This is a genomic window from Mesorhizobium sp. M1399 (assembly GCF_040317735.1).
GTDB lineage: Bacteria > Pseudomonadota > Alphaproteobacteria > Rhizobiales > Rhizobiaceae > Mesorhizobium.
The window spans coordinates 257,703-279,130 of sequence record NZ_JAMYKZ010000012.1 but is presented as its reverse complement, the minus strand read 5'-3'; the positions used below and the strand labels follow the sequence as shown (position 1 = coordinate 279,130).

General features: G+C 62.3%; 21 protein-coding genes. 11 read left to right on the top strand and 10 right to left on the bottom strand.

All coding sequences use genetic code 11. The features are described 5' to 3' along the window. The first annotated feature begins 10 nt into the window (after nt 1–10). Nucleotides 11–835, top strand: a complete 825-nt coding sequence (locus tag NKH05_RS22765) for a carbohydrate ABC transporter permease (RefSeq protein WP_352495346.1) — start codon at nt 11–13, stop codon at nt 833–835. A 212-nt stretch (nt 836–1,047) separates the two neighbouring features. After that, a complete protein-coding gene (gene aspS, locus NKH05_RS22760) occupies nt 1,048–2,838 on the top strand; it encodes an aspartate--tRNA ligase (RefSeq protein ID WP_352481313.1) in 1,791 nt (596 codons plus the stop codon). A 75-nt stretch (nt 2,839–2,913) separates the two neighbouring features. Here the strand turns inward: aspS and NKH05_RS22755 are convergent, their stop codons facing one another. Further along, nucleotides 2,914–4,107, bottom strand: coding sequence for an aq_1923 C-terminal domain (locus NKH05_RS22755; protein WP_352856134.1), 1,194 nt, complete (start codon nt 4,105–4,107; stop codon nt 2,914–2,916). A 367-nt stretch (nt 4,108–4,474) separates the two neighbouring features. Here NKH05_RS22755 and parC point away from each other — a divergent pair, with 367 nt between their 5' ends. Then, entirely contained in the window at nt 4,475–6,727 is a 2,253-nt protein-coding gene (gene parC / locus NKH05_RS22750; RefSeq protein WP_352481243.1) for a DNA topoisomerase IV subunit A, read from the top strand. Between the two features lie 303 nt (nt 6,728–7,030). Then, on the top strand, nt 7,031–8,251 hold the full coding sequence (locus tag NKH05_RS22745; protein ID WP_023717250.1) for an AI-2E family transporter: 1,221 nt from the start codon (nt 7,031–7,033) through the stop codon (nt 8,249–8,251). Here the strand turns inward: NKH05_RS22745 and NKH05_RS22740 are convergent. The 3 genes from NKH05_RS22740 to NKH05_RS22730 all read right to left on the bottom strand — a co-directional run bounded on the left by NKH05_RS22740 (nt 8,239) and on the right by NKH05_RS22730 (nt 10,629). Continuing rightward, nucleotides 8,239–9,135, bottom strand: a complete 897-nt coding sequence (locus NKH05_RS22740) for a DMT family transporter (protein ID WP_352845134.1) — start codon at nt 9,133–9,135, stop codon at nt 8,239–8,241. The genes NKH05_RS22745 and NKH05_RS22740 overlap by 13 nt on opposite strands. Nucleotides 9,136–9,257: 122 nt before the next feature. Beyond that, nucleotides 9,258–10,022 carry an arginyltransferase gene (locus tag NKH05_RS22735; protein WP_023717252.1) on the bottom strand — a complete coding sequence of 255 codons (765 nt, stop codon included), beginning with the start codon at nt 10,020–10,022 and terminating at the stop codon, nt 9,258–9,260. A 136-nt stretch (nt 10,023–10,158) separates the two neighbouring features. Next, the gene (locus NKH05_RS22730; protein WP_023717253.1) at nt 10,159–10,629 is read right to left on the bottom strand and encodes an RDD family protein; all 471 of its coding nucleotides are present in this window, start codon (nt 10,627–10,629) and stop codon (nt 10,159–10,161) included. A gap of 209 nt (nt 10,630–10,838) precedes the next feature. Here NKH05_RS22730 and sthA point away from each other — a divergent pair, with 209 nt between their 5' ends. Further along, the gene (sthA, locus tag NKH05_RS22725) at nt 10,839–12,227 is read left to right on the top strand and encodes a Si-specific NAD(P)(+) transhydrogenase (RefSeq protein ID WP_353026106.1); all 1,389 of its coding nucleotides are present in this window, start codon (nt 10,839–10,841) and stop codon (nt 12,225–12,227) included. A gap of 9 nt (nt 12,228–12,236) precedes the next feature. Here sthA and NKH05_RS22720 read toward each other — a convergent pair whose 3' ends face one another. Further along, on the bottom strand, nt 12,237–12,911 hold the full coding sequence (locus NKH05_RS22720; protein WP_353026104.1) for an alpha/beta hydrolase: 675 nt from the start codon (nt 12,909–12,911) through the stop codon (nt 12,237–12,239). Between the two features lie 203 nt (nt 12,912–13,114). Here NKH05_RS22720 and NKH05_RS22715 point away from each other — a divergent pair, with 203 nt between their 5' ends. Continuing rightward, nucleotides 13,115–14,290, top strand: coding sequence for an OpgC family protein (locus NKH05_RS22715; protein ID WP_353026102.1), 1,176 nt, complete (start codon nt 13,115–13,117; stop codon nt 14,288–14,290). Nucleotides 14,291–14,314: 24 nt separating this feature from the next. Here NKH05_RS22715 and NKH05_RS22710 read toward each other — a convergent pair whose 3' ends face one another. Then, nucleotides 14,315–15,397 carry a LacI family DNA-binding transcriptional regulator gene (locus NKH05_RS22710; protein WP_352640053.1) on the bottom strand — a complete coding sequence of 361 codons (1,083 nt, stop codon included), beginning with the start codon at nt 15,395–15,397 and terminating at the stop codon, nt 14,315–14,317. Nucleotides 15,398–15,558: 161 nt separating this feature from the next. Here NKH05_RS22710 and NKH05_RS22705 point away from each other — a divergent pair, with 161 nt between their 5' ends. Next, the gene (locus NKH05_RS22705; protein WP_353026101.1) at nt 15,559–15,702 is read left to right on the top strand and encodes a hypothetical protein; all 144 of its coding nucleotides are present in this window, start codon (nt 15,559–15,561) and stop codon (nt 15,700–15,702) included. Nucleotides 15,703–15,758: 56 nt separating this feature from the next. Beyond that, the gene (locus NKH05_RS22700) at nt 15,759–15,902 is read left to right on the top strand and encodes a hypothetical protein (protein ID WP_353026099.1); all 144 of its coding nucleotides are present in this window, start codon (nt 15,759–15,761) and stop codon (nt 15,900–15,902) included. A gap of 69 nt (nt 15,903–15,971) precedes the next feature. On the opposite strand, the gene NKH05_RS22695 is transcribed toward NKH05_RS22700, so the two are convergent. Further along, complete coding sequence (locus NKH05_RS22695; RefSeq protein ID WP_353026097.1) at nt 15,972–16,343, bottom strand: DUF423 domain-containing protein; 372 nt, start codon at nt 16,341–16,343, stop codon at nt 15,972–15,974. A gap of 56 nt (nt 16,344–16,399) precedes the next feature. Further along, nucleotides 16,400–17,659, bottom strand: a complete 1,260-nt coding sequence (locus NKH05_RS22690; RefSeq protein ID WP_353026095.1) for a multidrug efflux MFS transporter — start codon at nt 17,657–17,659, stop codon at nt 16,400–16,402. A 169-nt stretch (nt 17,660–17,828) separates the two neighbouring features. On the opposite strand from NKH05_RS22690, the gene NKH05_RS22685 reads away from it, so the two are divergent. Both NKH05_RS22685 and NKH05_RS22680 read left to right on the top strand, forming a co-directional pair. Further along, complete coding sequence (locus NKH05_RS22685; protein ID WP_352856124.1) at nt 17,829–18,491, top strand: GntR family transcriptional regulator; 663 nt, start codon at nt 17,829–17,831, stop codon at nt 18,489–18,491. A gap of 96 nt (nt 18,492–18,587) precedes the next feature. Further along, nucleotides 18,588–18,845: a DUF982 domain-containing protein gene (locus NKH05_RS22680; RefSeq protein ID WP_023674477.1), complete on the top strand. Its 258-nt coding sequence runs from the start codon at nt 18,588–18,590 to the stop codon at nt 18,843–18,845. A gap of 52 nt (nt 18,846–18,897) precedes the next feature. Here NKH05_RS22680 and NKH05_RS22675 read toward each other — a convergent pair whose 3' ends face one another. Beyond that, the gene (locus NKH05_RS22675) at nt 18,898–19,056 is read right to left on the bottom strand and encodes a hypothetical protein (RefSeq protein WP_292656176.1); all 159 of its coding nucleotides are present in this window, start codon (nt 19,054–19,056) and stop codon (nt 18,898–18,900) included. A 123-nt stretch (nt 19,057–19,179) separates the two neighbouring features. Then, nucleotides 19,180–20,223 carry an aldo/keto reductase gene (locus NKH05_RS22670; protein WP_352856122.1) on the bottom strand — a complete coding sequence of 348 codons (1,044 nt, stop codon included), beginning with the start codon at nt 20,221–20,223 and terminating at the stop codon, nt 19,180–19,182. A gap of 280 nt (nt 20,224–20,503) precedes the next feature. Here NKH05_RS22670 and ppk2 point away from each other — a divergent pair, with 280 nt between their 5' ends. Further along, entirely contained in the window at nt 20,504–21,424 is a 921-nt protein-coding gene (gene ppk2, locus NKH05_RS22665) for a polyphosphate kinase 2 (RefSeq protein WP_023717265.1), read from the top strand. Nucleotides 21,425–21,428 lie beyond the last annotated feature (4 nt).

The following is a 21,428-nucleotide window of genomic DNA, read 5'->3' as shown; positions in this document are numbered from 1 at the left end:
GCTGCTGACCATGTGGATCGTCAAGCGCACGGCTTTCTACCTCCTCGTCGCCGTTATTGTCGTCGTCGCGGTATTCCCGTTTTACTACGCCATCGTCACCAGCCTGAAATCAGGGACGGCGCTCTTCCAGATCGACTATTGGCCGAAGACGATTACCTTCAGCAATTACAAGACCGTTTTCACCGAAGGGACCTTCCTGCGCAACCTCGTGAACTCGCTGTTCATCTCGAGCGCCGTTGTCGTCATTTCGCTGTTCCTCGGCGTCACCGCCGCCTATGCCCTGGCGCGCATCCGCTTCCGCGGCCGCTCGGCTCTGCTCCTCATTATCCTGTCCGTCTCTATGTTCCCGCAATTGGCGGTGCTTGCCGGGCTTTTCGAGCTGATCCGGGCCTTCGGCCTCTACAATTCGCCGTTCGCGCTGATCTTGTCCTATATGATCTTCACCTTGCCGTTCACCGTCTGGGTGCTCACCGCCTTCGTTCGCGACCTGCCGATCGAGCTGGAGGAAGCGGCGATCCTCGACGGCGCCACGCCCTGGATCATCATCAGCCGCGTTTTCCTGCCGCTGATGTGGCCGGCGCTGGCGACCACCGGGCTTCTCGCCTTCATCGGTGCGTGGAACGAATTTCTGTTCGCGCTTACGTTTACCTCCAACAACGAGCAGCGAACCGTGCCGGTCGCCATCGCGCTGCTCTCCGGCAGCTCGCAGTTCGAGATCCCGTGGGGCAACATCATGGCCGCATCGGTGATCGTCACCGTGCCGCTCGTCATCCTCGTCCTGATCTTCCAGCGCAAGATCATCTCCGGCCTCACCGCAGGCGGGGTCAAGGGATGAGGTGCATAATTGAACTGCTGGACAGAGCAGCGAACTCGGATTAACGCCTCTGGCATAAATTGATGCCGGTGGGACAGGGGCGGGAAGAACGCGAACTCGTCCCGGGCGCCGCTTGCCTTGACAAATGCACACTCTCATGTGCTTTTCGCGCAAATTTTCAGGCTGGGCCATCGTGCTTTGGCCGCAACCAACATCCGGACCTAGCAATGACAATGCATCGTTACCGCAGCCATACCTGTGCCCAGTTGAGGAAGAGCGACGTCGGCTCTTCCGTCCGCCTGTCGGGCTGGGTGCATCGCGTGCGCGACCATGGCGGCCTGCTGTTCATCGATTTGCGCGACCATTACGGCCTGACTCAGATCGTCGCCGATCCGGATTCGCCGGCCTTCAAGATCGCCGAGACCCTGCGCGGTGAATGGGTCGTCCGCGTCGATGGCGAGGTCAAGGCGCGCCTCGCCGACACCGTGAACCCTAATTTGCCGACCGGCGAGATCGAGATTTTTGCGCGCGAGATCGAGGTGCTGTCGGCGGCCAGGGAATTGCCGCTGCCGGTCTTCGGCGAGCCGGATTATCCGGAGGACATCCGCCTCAAATACCGCTTCCTCGACCTGCGCCGCGATACGCTGCACAAGAATATCGTCGCGCGGACGAAAATCATCGCCGAGATGCGCAAGCTGATGGGCGAGGTCGGCTTCACCGAATTCTCGACGCCGATCCTGACCGCCTCGTCGCCGGAAGGGGCGCGCGACTTTCTGGTGCCGTCGCGCATCCACCCCGGCACTTTCTACGCGCTGCCGCAGGCACCGCAGCAGTATAAGCAGCTGATCATGGTGTCCGGATTCGACCGCTACTTCCAGATTGCGCCGTGCTTCCGCGACGAGGACCCGCGCGCCGACCGTCTGCCGGGTGAATTCTACCAGCTCGACGTGGAGATGAGCTTCGTCGAGCAGGAGGACGTGTTCACCACCATGGAGCCGGTGATGCGAGGCGTTTTCGAGACCTTTGCCGCCGGAAAGCCGGTGACGCAGAAGTTTCCGCGCATCGCCTATGATGTCGCGATGCGCAAATACGGCACCGACAAGCCGGACCTGCGCAACCCGATCGAGATGCAGGCCGTCTCCGATCATTTTCGCGATTCCGGCTTCAAGGTATTTGCCAACATCCTTGCCAACGATCCGAAGGCCGAGGTCTGGGCCATTCCGGCCAAGACCGGCGGTTCGCGCGCCTTCTGCGACCGCATGAACTCATGGGCGCAAGGCGAGGGCCAGCCCGGCCTCGGTTACATCTTCTGGCGCAAGGAGGGCGAGAAGCTTGAAGGCGCCGGGCCGCTGGCCAAGAACATCGGCGAGGAGCGCACCGAGGCGATTCGCCTCCAGCTCGGCCTTGCCGATGGCGATGCCGCTTTCTTCGTCGCCGGCGACCCGAAGAAATTCGTCTCCTTCGCGGGTGCGGCGCGCACCCGCGCCGGCGAGGAGCTCAACCTTGTCGACCGTGATCGCTTCGAATTGTGCTGGATTGTCGACTTCCCGTTCTTCGAATGGAACGAGGAGGAGAAGAAGATCGACTTCGCGCACAATCCGTTCTCGATGCCGCAAGGTGGCATCGATGCGCTTAACGGCGAGGATCTGCTCGGCATCAAGGCGTTCCAGTACGACATGGTCTGCAACGGTTTCGAGATCGCCTCAGGCGGCATTCGCAATCATCTGCCCGAAACCATGGTCAAGGCGTTCGAAACGGTCGGGCTGGACCGCGCAACCGTCGAGGAACGCTTCGGCGGCCTTTACCGTGCCTTCCAGTATGGCGCGCCGCCGCATGGCGGTATGGCGGCCGGCATCGACCGTGTCGTCATGCTTCTGGTCGGCGCCAGGAACCTGCGCGAAGTGACCATGTTCCCGATGAACCAGCAGGCCTACGACCTGTTGATGAACGCACCGTCGGAAGCCAGCCCGCAGCAGCTTCGCGAATTGTCGCTGCGCGTCGTGGCGACGAAGAAAGAGGTTTAGGAAACGCTCCGAACAAGTCCTGTGGATTCATAAAAAAGCCCGGCATCGCTGCCGGGCTTTTGCTTGGAAGCTCGGTCAGTCTTCGTTCGCCGTAACCGTCACGCCGAGCGTCTTCGGCAGGTCGAGCGGGTTGGACATGGCGCCCGCCATGATCAGCGCGAACGGCACCGCTGCCGGCGGCTCGGCCGAGACCTCGATGCTCTGCGGATCGTCGAGGAACTTGTTGACCGCGGCCGAAACCTGCGCCGTCAGTTCCGGATTGTTGAGCTGCGCCATGCCGAATGGCACGATCGCCTTGGCCTGGTTGGCAATGTCCTTGCCGGACATGCCTTGCTGCTTGCCGGCATAATCGAGCACCTTCTTGGTCAGCGAATCGTCGTCGAAGCGGATCGAGGCGCTGTTGAACGATAGCTGCTGCAGCAGCCCGAGCATGGCCATGCCTTGCGCCGAATTGTCGGCGCCTTCAGGCTGAGCTGCCATCTTCTTCTGCATCTCCTGCATCGATTTGATGACATCCAGCGTGTAGCCGCCGAGATTGAAGGTCATGCCGAGTGTGCCGGCATTGTCGACCGAAATTTCGTATTTCGACAAATCCATCTTGCCGTCGGTAGGCTGCCAGGTGCCTTCCATCTCAAGATTGCCCGATATGTTCTGGTAGCCGAGTGCGTTGATGACTTCCTTGGACTTCGGATCTTCGACCAGCGTCAGGTCGGCAGTGAACTTTTCCGTGGTGCCGGAGAACGCCATGGCCTTGCCGTCGGCCGGCGGCGTGATTGCGATGGCAAGCCCGTCCATCGAGAAGGCAGGCTTGTCGGCGACCTTGACGGTCATGTTTTCGAGCTCGGCCGATTTGTACATCATCAGCGAGCCCAGCGGACCGCTTGCGCCTTCGGCCGGAACCGTCATGTCGTGGATGACGAAGGGGCTGAGATTGAGCGTGACGCCATCTTCGCTGTGTTCGAACGGCGAAGTCGATACGGTCGCGATTTGATAGCCGCCATTGGCTTCGGTCACGCCTTCGAGCTTGACGTCGCCGATCTTGAGCGCCTCCTTTTCGGCCGCCGGTCTGACCGCTACGCCTTGCAGAACCATGCTGGAGGTGTCGCCGGTTACTCCGGTCCAGGAGAGGTCGACGCCCTGGGCGGCGAGGGCAGCCTTCAGCCGGTCGGCGACCGCGGTATCCTGCGCGAACGCCGCATTCAGCGGCAGCGTCAGCAAAAAGGTCGAAAAAGCCAGTCTTTTAATAAGTGTCGAGTGTCTGATCGTCATCGAGAGCTCCCCTGAGAGTGTCCTGAAATTCTTTTCAATTCGTCGCGTCGTCACCATTCAGCGACGAACTGGACCGGAAAAAGGCGGGCCTCGGCACAATGGTCGAAAATCGCGGCCAAAGGCAAACCCGATCCATCAGGCTTGCGATAGAAGCCGGATGTAACGGATTGATGTTGGCCGGCGTCGCGACGCTTCCAATTCCTGTTGCACAATGCAGGTCGCGCAAAAGTGTGCAGCGGTTTTGCGCGACATGGATCAAAACAAGGACCTAAAGCGCGCGCATAAGGCCGGTCGAACGCGACGCGCTTTAGGAGGACGTATGCCGGCGCCTCTTGCCGCGAATCACCCGCTCGGCTAGTGCCAGCCCATGGGAAAAAGGCTTTTGCCGCCTGAAACTGGCGGCGGCGACAATATCGAGCCGGTCGATCTGAAGAAGGCGCTGGAAGAGCGCTATCTCGCCTACGCGCTGTCGACCATCATGCACCGGGCGCTGCCGGACGTGCGCGACGGGTTGAAGCCGGTGCATCGCCGCATAATGCATGCCATGCGCTTGTTGCGGCTCAACCCCGACCAGGGCTTTGCCAAATGCGCCCGCATCGTCGGCGAGGTGATGGGCAAGTTCCATCCACATGGCGACCAGTCGATCTACGACGCATTGGTGCGGTTGGCGCAGGATTTTTCGATGCGCTACCCGCTGGTCGACGGGCAGGGCAATTTCGGCAATATCGACGGCGATAACGCCGCCGCCATGCGCTACACCGAAGCGCGCATGACCGACGTGTCGACGCTGCTGCTGGAAGGCATCACCGAGGACGCGGTCGATTTCCGCCCGACCTACAACGAGGAAGACGAGGAGCCGGCCGTGCTGCCCGGCGCCTTCCCGAACCTGCTTGCCAACGGCTCGTCCGGCATCGCCGTCGGCATGGCGACCTCGATCCCGCCGCACAATGCGGCCGAGCTTTGCGACGCCGCGCTTCACCTGATCGATCATCCGGATGCGCCCGTCACCAAGCTGATGGACTTCGTGCAAGGTCCGGATTTCCCGACCGGCGGCATCATCGTCGACAGCCGAGCCTCGATCCTCGAAGCCTACGAAACGGGTCGCGGCGGCTTTCGCGTCAGGGCGAAATGGAGCCAGGAGGACCAGGGCAGGGGCACCTGGAACATAGTCGTCACCGAGATCCCCTACGGCGTCCAGAAGGCCAGGCTGATCGAAAAGATCGCCGAGCTCTTGATTGCGCGCAAGCTTCCGTTGCTCGAGGATATCCGCGACGAGAGCGCCGAGGACATCCGCGTCGTGCTGGTGCCGAAGAGCCGCTCGGTCGATCCCGGCATCATGATGGAATCGCTGTTCAAGCTGACCGAGCTCGAAAGCCGCTTTCCGCTCAACATGAACGTGTTGTCGCGCGGCAAGGTGCCGAACGTGCTGCCGCTGAAAGGCGTGCTCAAGGAGTGGCTTGAGCACCGCCGCGACGTCTTGATCCGCCGCTCCAAGCACCGTCTCGGCGAGATCGAGAGGCGGCTGGAGATCCTCGCCGGCTATCTGATCGCCTACCTCAACATCGACGAGGTGATCAGGATCATCCGCGAGGAGGACGAGCCCAAGCAGGTGATGATGGCCCGCTGGTCACTCACCGACACCCAGGCCGAAGCCATCCTCAACATGCGGCTGAGGGCGCTGCGCAAGCTCGAGGAATTCGAGATTCGTGAGGAATTCAACGGCCTGACCGGCGAGAAGAAGCAGATCGAGGCGCTACTTGCGTCCGACGCCAAGCAGTGGGCGACGATCAAGTGGGAAGTCGCCAATGTTCGCCAGAAATATGGGCCCGAGACCGAGATCGGCAAGCGCCGGACCGAGTTCGCAGATGCACCCGAACATGACCTGACCGATATCGCCCACGCCATGATCGAGCGCGAGCCGGTCACCGTCGTCGTATCGGAAAAGGGCTGGCTGAGGGCCATGAAAGGTCATCTGACCGATCACTCGGCCCTGACCTTCAAGGAAGGCGACAGCCTCAAGCTCGCCTTCCATGCCCAGACGACCGACAAGGTGCTGGTCTTCACCACCGGCGGCAAGTTCTACACGATCGGCGCCGACCGGCTGCCGGGTGGGCGTGGCCATGGTGAGCCGATCCGCATCATCGTCGACATGGACAACGACCAGGATATCGTCACCGCCTTCGTCCATGATCCCAAGCGCAAGCTGCTGCTGGTTTCGCATGACGGCAACGGTTTCATCGTGCAGGAAGAGGAGGTCGTCGCCAACACCCGCAAGGGCAAGCAGGTGATGAATGTCAAGGCGCCCGACGAGGCCCAGCGCTGCGTGACTGTCGCCGGCGACCATCTCGCCATTGTCGGCGAGAACCGCAAGATGCTGGTGTTCCCGCTGGCCGAGATCCCGGAGATGGGACGCGGCAAGGGCGTGCGCCTGCAGAAATACAAGGATGGCGGTGTCCTCGACCTCAAGACCTTCACGCTCGCAAGCGGTCTGTCCTGGCAGGATTCGGCAGATCGCACCTTCACCAAATCGCGTGACGAGCTTGCCGAATGGATCGGCGCCCGCGCCTCGGCCGGCCGCATGGTGCCAAAGGGCTTTCCGCGCACGGGCAAGTTCGGGTAGGCGCGCGAAGGAGCATGACCTTTCGGGGGGCGGTCAGGCGAGGTGGTGAAAGGGAATTCGTGTTTTCGTGCCCGGCGGCGCATTTTGTTCTTGCTTTGTGCCGGCAGCTATGCTACTAATTTCGCTATAGTGCTGATTCGCACCGACGACCCGCCTGCCAAGGCGGGTTTTTTGTTTCGGGCTCCTTTCGACCAAATTGGAATGCCGTCACGATTGCTGCACTATATCAGTGCATAAGCTTCGCCATGGGAAATCGCGGGGATAACGCATCTGGACGACACGGGGCGTTGGGGAGGTAGTCGCTTGAAGGAAGTCAGGATACAGAAGCCGGAGCGGCAGCAGCGCCTGTTTGGCCTGTCGACGCCGCTCAGGGCCGCTGTCATTCCGCCGCTGTCGGCGGCGCGCTGGCTCCTGGTGCTGATCGTCGCCGCCGGCGTTTATTTCTTCCACGGCTTCCTATTCCCGGTCCTTGCCGCCCTGGTGATCGCTTTCGCCAGCTGGCCGCTCTATCGGCGGCTGCTCGCCGGCGTCGGCGGCAACCGCACGATCGCCGCGACCCTTGCGATCCTGTTCATCCTGACCTTCCTGGTGGTGCCGATCGCGCTTGCCGGCACCTATGCCATCAACGAGGTGCGCGAATGGGTCGGCTGGGCGATCGAGACCAACCGCTACGGCGCGCCGACGCCGCACTGGATCGCCACGCTGCCTGTGGTAGGCGAATGGCTCAATGAACAATGGACGGTCAACGTTGGCCATCCAGGCGGTATCGGCGAACTGATCCAGCTGATCAGCGGCGCCAATATCGGCAGCATCTATCGCGGCGTGCTTGCCGCCGGCGGCAGCGCCTTCGGCCTTTTGCTGACGCTGCTGTTCATGATGATCGCGCTGTTCTTCGCCTATCGCGACGGCGAGCATTTCGCCGGGCAGGTCGATCGCCTCGGCGAACGCATCCTGCCGGCCAGATGGGAACGGATCTCACGCGTGGTGCCGGCGACGATCTCCTCGACCGTCACCGGCATGACGGTTATCGCCATCGGCGAAGGGCTGGTGCTGGGCATCGCTTACTGGTTGGCCGGCGTGCCGTCGCCGGTGACGCTCGGCGCACTGACCGGCATCATGGCGCTGATCCCCGGCGGCGCGCCGCTGTCGTTCACGCTGGTCTCGATTTATCTCGCCGCCAGCGGCTCGCCGATGGCCGGCCTGGCGCTGTTCATCTGGGGCGCCGTCGAACTCTTCGTCGTCGACAAGACATTGCGCCCGAAGCTGGTTGGCGGGCCGATAAAGCTGCCCTTCCTGCCGACTTTCTTCGGCCTGATCGGCGGCGTCAAGACAATGGGCTTTCTCGGCCTGTTCATCGGCCCGGTGCTGATGGCCCTGCTGGTCGCGATCTGGCGCGAATGGCTGCGCGAGGTGGAGCTGACCGATGAACTCGCTGCCGCCGAACCGGCGGAGCAGGAAGATGCACCGCCGCAGATCGAAATTGTCGCCGAACGCGCCGCCGCGAAAAAGAATCAGGCCGGGTGACTGACGGCGAGCGTGGCGCGGCGCTTACGCCCCTCGTGCAACTGCCAGAGCGAATGGCCGATCAAGGTGACGATGAGGATCGTGCCGCCGATCAGGCTGTTGCGCGACGGGGTCTCGGCGAAGATCATCCACACCCAGACCGGCGCCAGCACGGTTTCTAACAGGTAGAACATCGCCACTTCCGGCCCGGAAATGTATTTCGGACCGTTGGCGAGGCAGAAGAACGAGATCGGCATGATGACGGCGCCGTTGAAGACGATCCACCACGGTGCGTTGACGTGAAAACCCACCTTGGAAACCATCAGGGCGGCGATGGCCAGTGGCAGCACGACTCCGATCAGCGCGGTGAAGCCCATATCCTTGCCGCTGGCGCGGGAGATGGTGATGGCCGCGGCGATCATGAAGGCGGAGCATAGTGCCATCAGGTCGCCGAAGAGATGCCCGGTTCCGACGGAATCACCGACAATCATCACGACGCCGGCGATCATCAATGCCAACGCTGCGACCGTCAGGGGCTGTGGCCTCTCCTTCAGGAATAGCCACGACAAAAGGGCCGCGAACATGGTGGTGAAGGCCAGGATGAAAACGAGGTTGGCGGTCGAGGTGTTGTAGACGCCAGTGATGAAGGCGATCGAGCCGAGTCCGTAGAGGGCGGCAACGATGAGCCCTGACCAGCCCGGGATAAGCTGCGGTGCCTTTGCGCTCAGCGAGCGCCAGATGGCCCAGATGACGAGCGTGGCCACGAAGGTCGTGCCGGTGCGCAAGAGCAGGATCGTCCATGCCTCGCCGTCGGCGAGCCGGATCAGCGGAATGTCGACGGTCAGCGTCAACCCGCCGATGGTGGTGATCAGAAGGCCTCTCTGGTGGTCGTTGTGGGAAGACATGCAGCAATTCTCGCGATAGGCTTGGAGGCGCAAAATTGACCCGCCCGGTCTTCCGCCGATCGGCCGGAAGCCCAGCGGCATCCTCCTCGAAACAATTTAAGGGTGAATACCGAAAGCGGAAATCAGCGCGAAACCGCTTCGTGATTGTAGCGTTCCCAGCCTTTCGGGCCGAGATGCTCCTGCGGCTGGAAGCGCATCTTATAATTCATCTTGCGCGAGCCGTTGACCCAGTAGCCCAGGTAGACATGGGGCAGCCCCATCGCCCTGGCGCGGGCGATGTGGTCGAGGATCATGAAGGTGCCGAGGGAACGGTCCTCGAAGTCCGGGTTGAAGTAGGAATAGACCATCGACAGGCCATCGGCCATCTTGTCGGTGAGGGCCACGGCGATCAGTTCGCCCTGGCCCTTGCCGGTGATGAAGCTATCAGGTCCGCGGCGACGGTATTCGATGACCTTGGTGTCGACATGGGTATCCTCGACCATCATGGCGTAGTCGAGCACGGTCATGTCGGACATGCCGCCACGGCGGTGGCGGGCGTCGAGATAGCTGCGGAACAGCGAATACTGCTCGGTGGAGGGTTCGGCGTCGTGCATGGCGCCGACCAGATCCGAATTATGCTGTATGACGCGTTTCATGTTGCGGCTGGCGGTGAATTCCTGCGCCAGGATGCGCACCGACACGCAGGCGCGGCAGGTCTCGCAGGCCGGCCTGTAGGCGATGTTCTGCGACCGCCTGAAACCGCCCTGCGTCAACAGATCGTTCATCTCGGGGGCCTTGTCGCCGACCAGGTGAGTGAACACCTTGCGCTCGAACTGCCCCTCGAGATAGGGACACGGCGAGGGCGCGGTCAGAAAGAACTGTGGCGACTGGGTCGGGTGCTGCGTCATCGAGCCTTGGAAACACTCCTGCGAATCGCTCTACCTTTGGCGCGGACGCCGAAAAATTCAACAGGATTGTGAAAGCCTGGGTGATTGGACGTCTTCACTTTTGCGCGCAAAGGCCGCGGCCGCGCTTCAAAGCCGCTCAGCGGCCGCTGCGGCTGACGACCGTGCCGAGCAGCAGGTCGTGCAGCATGCGCTTGCGGTCGGAAAACAGGCTCACCAGCAGGACCAGCGGCGAGAGGATGACATTGCCGGCCCAAAACAACACCGAATGGACGACGGCAGTCAACCCGTCGATGCGGCTGCCGTCGAGCCGGTCGAGCCGGATGCCCATCATCTTCATGCCAGCGGTGGCCTGATCTTTACTGCCGAGCGTGTTCCAGATGTAGAGGATGGCGACGGCCGGCACGAGAATGGAAAACAGCATCCAGCCGAGGCCGAGCGTCAACAGCCCAAACAAGAACACCAGGATCGCGAAAGGAATGGTGAGCAGCGCGACGATGAAATAATCGATGACGAAGGCGAGAATGCGCCGCGTGCGCACGCCCTCATAGGCGCGGACGTCTTCGAGCCTGCTGGTGATGATTTCGCCGTCGAGAACGCGAGCGTTCATGTCATTTCCTCGTAATCGAACCCGGGTTAATGCACGGGCCGCGTATTGATGAAATGGTGAAGGTTCGCGGTGGAATCAAGATCGAACCATTCGCCACCGTAGATGGTGACGGAGTGCCCGGCGCCGTCTGACTTGTTGAATTCATGGCGCGGATAGCGTTAGCTTGCTGCGGCGCAACAAAAGGTGCCGAGCCGAGGGGACGGGGCGACATGGACTACGACATGCTGGTCATCGGCAGCGGCCCATCCGGGCGCCGCGCCGCGGTGCAGTCGGCCAAGCTCGGCAAGTCGGTGCTGGTGGTCGACAGGGGCCGGCGTCTCGGCGGCGTGTCGGTACACACTGGCACCATACCGTCGAAGACGTTGCGCGAGACGGTGCTCAACCTCTCCGGCTGGCGTGAGCGCGGCTTTTATGGACGCGGCTACCGGGTCAAGCAGGACATTTCGGTCGGCGATCTGGTCGAGCGCCTGCACAAGACGCTCGACCATGAGGTCGAGGTGCTGCAGCACCAGTTCATGCGCAACACGGTCAAGAGCGCTCGCGCCGCGGCAAAATTCCTCGGCCCCAATAAGGTCAGCCTGACCACCGACACCGGCGACTACAGCGAGGTTGGCTTCGCCCATGCACTGATCGCGGTCGGCACCCGGCCGCACCGGCCGCGCGACGTGCCGTTCGACAAAACACGGATTTTCGACAGCGACGAGATGCTGGAGCTCGACCGGCTGCCGCGCACGCTGACGGTGATCGGCGCCGGCGTCATCGGCGTCGAATATGCGACGATCTTTTCCGCGCTCGACGTTCCGGTGACGCTGGTCGAGCCGCGCAATACCATGTTGGATTTCGTCGACCGCGAGATCGTCGACGACTTCATCCATCAGATGCGCGACCGCGGCATGACCATCCGCTTGGGCAGCGCCGTCAAGGAGATCGCCTCCAAACCCGATTATGCCGAGGTGATGCTGGCAGACGGCCGCACCATACGTTCCGAGATGGTGCTTTATGCTGCCGGGCGTACCGGCAATGTCGGCAGCCTGGGCTTGGAAGCGGTCGGCATCGAGTCCGATTCCAGGGGCCGCATCAAGGTCGATCCGCAGACCTTCCGGACCAGCGCGCCCAACATCTATGCCGCCGGCGACGTCATCGGTTTTCCGAGCCTGGCCTCGACCTCGATGGAACAGGGCAGGGTGGCCGCCTGCCATGCGTTCGGCGTGCCCTTGCCGCCGCCGCCCGAAACCTTTCCCTACGGCATCTACGCCGTGCCGGAAATCTCCACCGTCGGCCAGTCGGAGGAGCAGGTGCGCGAGAGTGGTGCTGCCTACGAGGTCGGCGTGGCGCGGTTTCGCGAGACATCGCGCGGCCACATCATGGGCGTCAATACCGGCTTCCTGAAGCTTCTGTTCTCGATCGAAACACGCCGTCTGCTCGGCGCCCATATCGTCGGCGAGGGCGCGACCGAACTCATCCACATTGGCCAGGCGGTCATCAATCTCGGCGGCACCGTCGACTTCTTCGTCAACAACACCTTCAACTATCCGACGCTGGCCGAAGCCTACAAGATCGCCGGGCTGGACGCCTGGAACCGCATGGGGCGAGGATAGCTTCGAGGCTCATCGATCTGACGTTGCAACGGCGACCGCAGGATCCGCCAGCCATTGCCTGACGATCTCGGCGTCCGGATCGCCGATTTCATGGCCGGAGGCAATGGTTTGGGTCTCGACCTTGGCGCCATGCGAACTCAGCAGGGCGGCCAACACCGGCGCGAATGGCGCATAGGTCAGGTCGGCGGCGCCGGCGATGATCAACGCCCGCGCCTTCGACAGGTCGGCCGGCGGCACCTCGTCAAGCACCGGCATCGAACGCAGCAATGCGGCGCGCTCGATCAGGCCCGGATGCAGCAGCATGACGCTTGAGACCAGATTGGCGCCGTTCGAATAACCGACAAAGGTCGCGCGGCTGAGATCGAAGCGGTGGCGCTTCGCGATGCCGTCGACGAAGCCCGCGAATGCGTCCGCCTCCGCACGGATGCTCGCCTGTTCGAAACGCGTCGGGGTGATTCGCGTGAACCAGCGGAACCCGCCCTCCTGAGGGATGCGGCCACGGACCGCAACCAGCGCCGCATGCGGCGCGATTTGCCGACCAAGCGGCAGCAAGGTCGTCTCATCGACTCCCGATCCATGCTGCAGGAACAGCCAGTCACCGGGTAAATTGGCGGGTCGATGGAGCCGGTAGAAAAAGCCTGAATTTTCCTGCAAAATACCGTCTTCGAGGCTCTCCTCGGCCATAGTCACATCCTTTTGATTTCGCGTTACTTTCGTTAATTTGCCGGCTTCAAAACGAAATATTTTCAAGCTCCGCGAAAGTTGATTGAACCGGGCGCATTTCAGTCCGTTTCTTTGCCGATATAATCCCCGCGGGAGGGATCGAAGCAGTGTGCGCCGGGTGGTCGCATGCCGGCATGAACAACCAGCTTTAAGGCCTTTTATCGATGACCATGCCAGTTTCGCCGGAACGCGATACGCGTATTGACGTGTTCCGGGCTCTCGCCCTCCTGACCATATTCATCGACCATGTGCCGGGCACCGTTTTCGAAACCCTGACCTACAAGAATTTCGGGTTTTCGGATGCGGCCGAGGCCTTCGTGCTGATCTCCGGCATGTCCGTCGCTCTCGCCTACGGCACCAAATTCCAGCCGGGAAACCGGCTGATTGCAACGCTGAAAATGTGGCGCCGCGCCGGCGTGCTCTATGTCACCCACATCGTCACGACGATGGTGGTCATGGCTATCTTCTGCGCGGCGGCGGTGTTTGCGAAACGGCCGGACCTTCTGACGCTGATCAACATCGAGCCGCTCGTCAGAAACCCGCCACAAGTCCTGGTCGGCATCGTCACGCTCGGCCATCAACTCGGTTACAACAACATACTGCCGGTCTATGCAGCGCTGCTGTTGATGGCGCCGGCCTTCCTGCTGTTCATCAGCTATCGGCCACTGGCGGCGCTTGCCGTATCCGCAGCCCTTTGGCTGCTTGCCGGAATCTACCAGATCGCGCCACCGAACTACCCGGAGCCCGGGTTCTGGTTCCTCAATCCGCTGTCATGGCAATTGCTGTTCAATATCGGCATGGCCAGCGTGTTGCATGTGCGGCGCGGCGGCACCATCCCGGTCAATCTCTGGCTGGTCGGCGCCGCCGCCGCCTATGTGCTCACGGCGCTCGTCTGGGTGCACAGCCCGCTGTGGGGGCATGTGTCATGGCTCGACCTGCCGGTGGTGCTGACCGGTTTCGACAAGACATTCCTGTCGTTGCCGCGACTGCTGCACATCCTGGCGATGAGCTACCTGGTCGTCGCCTTGCCTTCCGTCTCGAACCTGTTCCGCACCGGTCGTGACAATCCGCTCGCCATATTGGGCAAACGCTCGTTGCCGGTTTTCATTGCCGGAACGGTGATTGCCATGGCGGCGCAAGTGATGAAGCTGATCAACCCGGGCGGCATTGCCTATGACAGTCTGCTGCTCGCCGCCGGCATCGCCATGCAGTTCGCGCTCGCCTTCTATCTGGAGTGGCTGTCTGCCATCGGCTGGTCCGGAAAGGGCAAGCCGATCCGCAACGAGGCGGCCCGCTCGTCCTTTGAAATTGGGCCGATGGCCGCGCAAGCGAACCGATAAACCTGGACGCTCGATCTGCCGGCCTCAAGCTATGCTCGGCGGCGGTCCGGACGATGCCCTGACGACAAGTTCGACGTCGAGCGTTTCTCGCCGCACCGTGCCGTCGAAGTCGAGGATTCTTCGCGCTGCCCGGCGGCCGATCTCGGCGATCGGCTGGGCGATGGTGGTGAGCGGAGGCTCGCAAATTGCGGCTTCAGGCACGCCGTCGAAGCCGACGACGGAAACATCGCGGGGAACCGCGATGCCCCGTGCGTTGAGCCATTCCAATGCCACCATTGCGATCCGGTCCGACATCGCCAGGATGGCGGTCGGCGGTTCCGCCGAGGCGAAGATGGTTTCGAGACCAGCCCTTGTGCTCGCCTTGTCGTTTTCGGTCTCGTAGACCGGCACCTTGGCGGTGTCGACACCGAACCTGGAAAGCTCTTCGAAATAGCCGAGGAGGCGGTCACGGGTTCCGGTATACGACGCTGTCCGGACCTGCTCGGGCGAGACAAGACCGGTGCTGTCGTCGGCGAAGGCCAGCGACAACACGGCGAAGCGGCGATGTCCAAGTACCGCCAGATGGTGCGCCGCGAGCCGGCCGCCGGCAACATTGTCGATACTGATCGCCGAGACCGTGTCGTCCTGCGAGCCGAACTCGAGCGCAACGAAGGGCAGCTTTCGTTCGCGCGTCAGCTCGACGAGACGCGGACCGCCCTCGATGCAGAACAGGATGAAGCCGTCGACCAGGGCGCTCTGGATGTTCCAGGCAAGTTTTTCCTCGTTGCCAGCCGACACCAGAGCAATTCCCGCGCCGGTGGCGTCGCAGGCCTCCGAAATGCCGGCCATCATCACGCGGGCAAAGGGGTCGTCAAAGAAATAGGACAGCGGCTCGGTGGTGGCGACGCCGATCGCATTGACCTTGCCGGCACGCAGCAGGCGGCCCTTTGGATCGGGGCCGGCATAGCCCAGCGCCTCGGCCGCCGCCTTGACCCGCTCGCGGACTTCCTCGCGCACGATTTCGGGACGGCTGAAGACATTGGAGGCAGTGCCGTGTGATACGCCCGCGGCTTTGGCGATGTCGGCCAGCCGGATGGGCCTCCTGCTGCCTTCGGTGAGTGATGCCATTTGTTTGTCTCCGGGACTCCGGTCCAACAGTATCGCCGATTACCTAACACCTTCCTTGGATCGATTCAAATTTTTGCTTGACATTTATGGTGCGGCGCGTATTCTTTGAATCGATCCAAGAGCGTTTTCTTCCGCAGATCGATACAAGAGGATAGAGTGCCATGCACCCCATCAATTATCTGTTCGAGGACATTTACCGGAACGACTGGAGCATCCGCTCGAGCGCGGAGGCCCGGAAGCGGCGCGACAGGACCGGTCCGTGGATTCGCGACCTGCGTTTCCTCGTACGACGCAAGCGGAGCTGACCGGCAGCGTATTTTTTGCGCCTGCTGATTGGATCGATTCAAGAGGAGATTAAGCCATGCACCCGATCAAGCATCTGTTCGAAGACATCTATCGCAATTATTGGGGCATCTCGCCGGCCACCGAACGGCCGGAGCGACGGCGTGTGGTCAAGACGACCAAGCGCGACGGGCAAGTCCGGCTCGAACGTCCGCGAGACTGAGCTGGCAAGACAGAGCTCGTGGATCGAGCGCGGCTGGTGAAAGAGCAGCGGCTGCCATTGGTTGCCGCATCAATGGCGGCCCGGGCGCATCAGCGCCGAGGCGGCCATCACCAGCCAGCCGCCAATCAGCAAGGTGCCGCCGATCGGCGCCGACATCGGGAACAGCCGCGAGCCAAGGAAGTCGCGAGCGAGAAGATCACCCGAGAACAGCAGAAGCCCGACGAGAAGGATGAGGCTTCCGCTTCGCAGAACGGTATTTCCTCCGAGCAGCCCGACGGCAAGGAAGACCGGCGCATGCATTAGCAGAAAGGACGCGGCCGTACCGACGAAAGCGCCGCCGAGATGCGCCGACGCCGCCGAAAGCGCCACGCCGGTTGCGCCGCATAGGGCGCCGGCAAATATCAGAATGCGGCCGCCTGCCGCGTGTTCATCCGTGCTCATTTTCCAGGCCTCCGTAATTGCTGGCGACCGCCTGAGATAGCGCTGCGCGAACCGTGTCAGGATTTGCCGGCTTCCGCCAGCATGTCGCGTTCGCGGCGCGACTGGACCAGCCAGTTATAGGCCGCTCCGCCCGCCATGAGCACGGATGTGCCGAGAAACACCGCGCGCATGCCGAAATGGCCACCAACGAAGCCGCCGAGCAACGGTCCGGCGACCTGCCCGACATATTGCGCCGAGATCGACAAGCCCAGCACATTGCCGCCGACGCCGTCAGGCACATTGTGGCGGATGACGCTGGTGATGCAGGGCAAAAGACCGCCAAGCGCCAGGCCCATCAGGAAACGCAGGCCGACGAGCTGCCAGCCTTGCGTGACGAAGGCCTGCGGGATCAGGAGCAGCGCCGAGACTGCGAGCGTGGCAACGATGACGTTCCAGTGGCCGATACGGTCGGCGAGCTTGCCGAGCCGCGACGCCGACAGGATGGCGCCGAGCGCTGCCGCCGACATGACGATGCCGGAGACCAGCGTGACCTGGCTCGGATCTTCGATGAGCTGCTGGACATAGACGGTGATGATCGGCTCGATCGACATGGTGGCGAAACTCAACAGCGTCCCGGTCGCCAGCATGGCGACGACGGGGCGCTTGTCGGGAATTTGCGACCAGCCGCCTTTCGCCTTTTCTTCTGACGCGGCCTTGGCGGCAACCGGGCGAGGGGCCTCCTTGATCAGCAAGGTGGTTGCCAGAAAGGCCAGGAAAATGACGCCGCCGGCGAGCAGGAATGTGGCGCGGATGCCAATCAGCGGCGGCAGCGCGCCGCCGAGCAGCGGGCCGACCAGGGCACCGGCCGTGATTCCGGCCGACAGCACGCCCAGCGCCCAGCCGGAGCGATCCTTCGGCGTCTGCATGGCAACCAGGATGGTCGAGCCCGAAGAATAGCCGCCGGCAAAGCCGATCAGCAGGCGCAAGAACACCAATTGCCAGACAGTCTGCACCATGCCGGTCAGCGACATGCACAGCGCCATGCCGAAACTGGCGCGCACCAGCATCAGTTTGCGGCCGTAGCGGTCGCCTAACCGCCCCCACAGGGGTGCGACCAGCGCGGCAGCAAGGAAAGTGGCGCCGTAGGCGATGCCCGACCACTGCACGATCGCCGCATGGCCCTCGGCGCCCAGCTGTTCGACGTAGAGCGGCAGGAACGGCAACAGCAGCGTCATCGCTGCGAGCGTGCTGAACGAGCCGGCAAAACACACGGCGAGATTGCGGCGCCAGTGGACGTTATGCGTGCCTTGCACGGCGAGGGTGGCGTCTTGCGGCATGTCAGAGACTGCTGTCGTTGGGTTGCTGCGGATACCATTTTGGGATACCAAACTGGTATCCGTCATGGACGCAAGGCTGGTCGCTGTCAATGCGGTCCCTGCAAAGTGATCGCCAGTAATGGCCGGTGAGCAGAGGGCCAATGAACCGGCTCCAACAAACGGAACGCCAATGTCGCAGATGCAGAACGTCGAAAAGCAGCTTCGCGAGATGATCCTCGGGCTCGAGATCGGTCCCGGCGAGCGGCTGACGGAGCGCTGGGTCGAAAGCCGCTTCGGCGCCTCGCGCACGCCGGTCAGGGCGGCGTTACTGCGGCTGGAGACCGAAGGCCTGATCTGCCGCGACGGCCGCGGCTGGACGGTCTCGCCCATCAATCTTGCCGAGCTGGAGCAGATCGCCGTCTATCGCGAGGCGGTCGAGGTCGCGGCAGTCAGGCTGACTTGTGCCTTGCAGGACAGAGGTGCCGTCGAAATCATCGAGGCGATGCTCGATTCCTGCGACGACCAGACGCCGCGCGAGGAATGGCATCGTGTCGGCATGGATTTTCATATCGAGCTGGCGCGCCTGTCAGGCAACGAGTTCCTGTTCAGAGCGGTTCGTGATGCGATGACGCGCCTGTCGCGCGCCCGCTGGCTCGAGGTTCGCGACGAGGCAGCGCTTGGCCGTGCCTGGGCCGAACACCATGCCATTCTGTCGGCGGTGCGGGCCGGCGATGCCGATGGGGCCGCCTGCCTGCTTTCATCTCATATCGACGGTAGCCGCGACCGGCTGGTGACGTCGTTGCGCAACGACCGGCGCGGCCTGCGCGCCAGGGGATTTGCCGTCGTCGCTTGAGTGAGGATCGGCGGCCATTGATCACGAAAAAGGCAGATGAGCGAAGAAAGCTACTTTCGGTCTCGCTTCGCAAATGCCGATGGCGTAAGAGCGGCGATGGAAAACAACCGATTTGACACACCCGTGACCGTCAAGGGCGCGGCGGGAAGCAATCAGCTCTTGCGTACGGCCCGCGAGGCTTCCGACTACCTCCTCAACAATTGGCCCGGCAAGCGCAGCCCCAAGCACCGCGAAGCGCTGCAAGCCTGTCATGATGCGCTGGCCGGCGACAAGCCGGCCATGAACGCAAGACGGGCCTTCATTGCCGCCGCCCGCGAAGTGAACGTCTTCGTCAGCGACAAGGCGCCGGCCTGAGGCATAGCGGGGACTTGATCGAGACCCGGGCCGCCTGACAGGCCTGATATCATCACTCGGCCGTTTCGGTGTTGGTTTGGGACTCGCTTTCGCCCTCGGGCTTCGAGCGCTCCTTGGCCGCGACTTTGGCAGCCTGCTTTTCCGCCTTCTTGGCAGCCTTCTGCCGGTCGCGTTCCTTGCGTTCCTGACCGTAGTTCGGTGCTCGTGCCATATCGTTTCCTTTCATTGTGCTTGGCCTTTGCCTAGGAGCATTGGGCCACAAACACAACACCGCAAGGCACGATCGGCTCCATATCTCGTCGCAGTCCGGGGAGCCCCGCTTCAGGGCGTTTTTTCAGGCGCCGTCCCGGTCGAGGACGAGATCGGCGGGCCCGAACCGGTCCTTTGCCGTGAATTGCTGGTGCCAGTAGGGATAGAGCACGGGCGGCCTGCTGACCACGTCGAGGCGTGTGCGCTCCTCATCGCCGAGCACCAGGCTTGCAGCAGCGATATTGTCCTTGAAATGCGCTTCGGTTCGTCCGCCGATCACCAGCGAACTGACGGCGGGCCGGCCAAGCAGCCAGGCAAGCGCCACCTGCGCCGCCGACACGCCGTGGTTGTTGCCGATATCGATCAGCACGTCGACGATCCGCCACAGCCGGTCCTCGTCGCGGATCGGCGGTTCCGACCAGCCACTGAGCTGGCGGGCGGTCGGCTGGTCACGGTGGTATTTGCCGGACAGCAATCCGCCGGCGAGCGGGCTCCAGACCAGCACGCCGAGCCCTTGGTCGACCGAGATCGGCAACAATTCATACTCGGCCTCGCGGGCTTCCAGCGTGTAGTGGATCTGCTGGGTGACGAAGCGCGGCTGGTGATGACGGTCACTGATACCGAGCCCCTTCATCACCTGCCAGCCGGAATAATTGGAACAGCCGACATAGCGGACCTTGCCCTGCGCGACCAGCGTGTCGAGCGCGGCGATGGTTTCCTCGAGCGGTGTCAGGCCATCCCACTCATGCAGGAAATAGATGTCGATGACATCGGTCCTGAGGCGCTTCAGGCTCCTCTCGCATTCGCGGATCAGATGATAGCGCGACAGGCCTTCATCATTGGGGCCTTTGCCGATCCGCATGCGCGCCTTGGAGGCGATCAACACGTCGCCCTTGCGCTTGCCGCAGAGCGCCTCGCCGATGATCTCCTCCGACACCCCGTTCGAATAAACGTTGGCGGTGTCGATGACGTTGATGCCCGCATCGATGCAAAGGTCGATCATCCGGCGCGCCTCGTCGAGGTCGGTCTTGCCGACCGCCGAAAACGCGCCGCCGCCGCCGAACGTCATGGTGCCCATGGTCAGCGTCGAAACCTTCAGCCCGGAACGGCCGAGAGTGCGGTATTCCATGTCGTATCCTCATGATTTTATCGGGAAAGGGCGTTTCAAACGACAGCCCTGAATGAACCGGGCATTTGTAGGATAATTCGTTCCGCTTGTCGCCCGTGTTGCAGGGCAACATCGATCACATCTTACGGATTGGGCGCGCAGCCAGCGCAACAGCGGCTGCAATAAAACCGTCATTGCCGGCCTATACTAACATCGGTTCAGCGCTTCGATTTCCGGCCGCCGGGCCGGGCGGCAGAGCGCCTGACAGCGGCCGACACGGCCTGTAAGCGGAGCAGCGCAAATGACCGAGATAAAACAGAATTCCCCGGCCAGGGACTGGCTGGAAGCGGAACTCGCCGACACGCTCGACGAAGATTATGAGCTGGAAATCTCTGAGCCGGCGCTGTCGATGGAGATCGCCAAGATCTATAAGAATGCGCATCCGCCATCGATCGACCGCCTGCAATATTTTCGCGATCTGATCACGCTGCAATCCGAATTGATCAAGCTGCAGTCCTGGGTCGCCTATCACAAGAAAAAGCTCGTCGTGGTCTTCGAAGGCCGCGACTCGGCGGGCAAGGGTGGCGTCATCAAGCGCATCACCCAGCGGCTTAATCCGCGCATCTGCCGCGTCGTAGCACTTCCGGCACCGACCGAGCGCGAGAAGTCGCAATGGTATTTCCAGCGCTACGTTCCGCATTTGCCGGCCGGCGGTGAGATCGTGCTGTTCGACCGCTCCTGGTACAACCGCTCCGGCGTCGAGCGGGTGATGGGCTTTGCCCAGCCGGATCAGGTCGAGGAGTTCTTTCGCGACGTGCCGGATTTCGAACGCATGCTCCTCCGCTCAGGCATTACGCTTGTCAAATACTGGTTTTCGATCACCGATGAGGAGCAGCAGATGCGCTTTTTGATGCGCATCCACGACCCGATGAAGCAATGGAAATTGTCGCCGATGGACCTCCAGTCGCGCGTGCGCTGGGAGCAGTACACCAAGGCCAAGGAAGAAACCTTCGCCCGCACCAACATCCCGGAAGCTCCCTGGTTCATCGTCGAGGGCAACGACAAGAAGCGGGCGCGGCTGAATTGCATCGACCATCTCCTCAAGCAAATGCCCTATGAGGAGGTGCCGCACGAGGAGATCACACTACCGGAGCGCGTCTTCAATCCCGAATACGAACGTCAGGTGCTGCCACGCGAACTGTATGTGCCGGAGAAATACTGACTAA

What these genes read in the sequence shown, in the direction of transcription:
- NKH05_RS22695 (WP_353026097.1), bottom strand. Translation starts at nt 16,343, where the DNA reads ATGAGCACGGATGAACACGCGGCAGGCGGCCGCATTCTGATATTTGCC.
- NKH05_RS22690 (WP_353026095.1), bottom strand. Translation starts at nt 17,659, where the DNA reads ATGCCGCAAGACGCCACCCTCGCCGTGCAAGGCACGCATAACGTCCAC.
- parC (WP_352481243.1), top strand. Translation starts at nt 4,475, where the DNA reads ATGGGAAAAAGGCTTTTGCCGCCTGAAACTGGCGGCGGCGACAATATC.
- NKH05_RS22680 (WP_023674477.1), top strand. Translation starts at nt 18,588, where the DNA reads ATGGAAAACAACCGATTTGACACACCCGTGACCGTCAAGGGCGCGGCG.
- NKH05_RS22675 (WP_292656176.1), bottom strand. Translation starts at nt 19,056, where the DNA reads ATGGCACGAGCACCGAACTACGGTCAGGAACGCAAGGAACGCGACCGG.
- NKH05_RS22765 (WP_352495346.1), top strand. Translation starts at nt 11, where the DNA reads ATGTGGATCGTCAAGCGCACGGCTTTCTACCTCCTCGTCGCCGTTATT.
- NKH05_RS22740 (WP_352845134.1), bottom strand. Translation starts at nt 9,135, where the DNA reads ATGTCTTCCCACAACGACCACCAGAGAGGCCTTCTGATCACCACCATC.
- NKH05_RS22700 (WP_353026099.1), top strand. Translation starts at nt 15,759, where the DNA reads ATGCACCCGATCAAGCATCTGTTCGAAGACATCTATCGCAATTATTGG.
- NKH05_RS22735 (WP_023717252.1), bottom strand. Translation starts at nt 10,022, where the DNA reads ATGACGCAGCACCCGACCCAGTCGCCACAGTTCTTTCTGACCGCGCCC.
- NKH05_RS22670 (WP_352856122.1), bottom strand. Translation starts at nt 20,223, where the DNA reads ATGGAATACCGCACTCTCGGCCGTTCCGGGCTGAAGGTTTCGACGCTG.
- aspS (WP_352481313.1), top strand. Translation starts at nt 1,048, where the DNA reads ATGCATCGTTACCGCAGCCATACCTGTGCCCAGTTGAGGAAGAGCGAC.
- NKH05_RS22730 (WP_023717253.1), bottom strand. Translation starts at nt 10,629, where the DNA reads ATGAACGCTCGCGTTCTCGACGGCGAAATCATCACCAGCAGGCTCGAA.
- NKH05_RS22710 (WP_352640053.1), bottom strand. Translation starts at nt 15,397, where the DNA reads ATGGCATCACTCACCGAAGGCAGCAGGAGGCCCATCCGGCTGGCCGAC.
- ppk2 (WP_023717265.1), top strand. Translation starts at nt 20,504, where the DNA reads ATGACCGAGATAAAACAGAATTCCCCGGCCAGGGACTGGCTGGAAGCG.
- NKH05_RS22685 (WP_352856124.1), top strand. Translation starts at nt 17,829, where the DNA reads ATGTCGCAGATGCAGAACGTCGAAAAGCAGCTTCGCGAGATGATCCTC.
- sthA (WP_353026106.1), top strand. Translation starts at nt 10,839, where the DNA reads ATGGACTACGACATGCTGGTCATCGGCAGCGGCCCATCCGGGCGCCGC.
- NKH05_RS22705 (WP_353026101.1), top strand. Translation starts at nt 15,559, where the DNA reads ATGCACCCCATCAATTATCTGTTCGAGGACATTTACCGGAACGACTGG.
- NKH05_RS22755 (WP_352856134.1), bottom strand. Translation starts at nt 4,107, where the DNA reads ATGACGATCAGACACTCGACACTTATTAAAAGACTGGCTTTTTCGACC.
- NKH05_RS22715 (WP_353026102.1), top strand. Translation starts at nt 13,115, where the DNA reads ATGACCATGCCAGTTTCGCCGGAACGCGATACGCGTATTGACGTGTTC.
- NKH05_RS22720 (WP_353026104.1), bottom strand. Translation starts at nt 12,911, where the DNA reads ATGGCCGAGGAGAGCCTCGAAGACGGTATTTTGCAGGAAAATTCAGGC.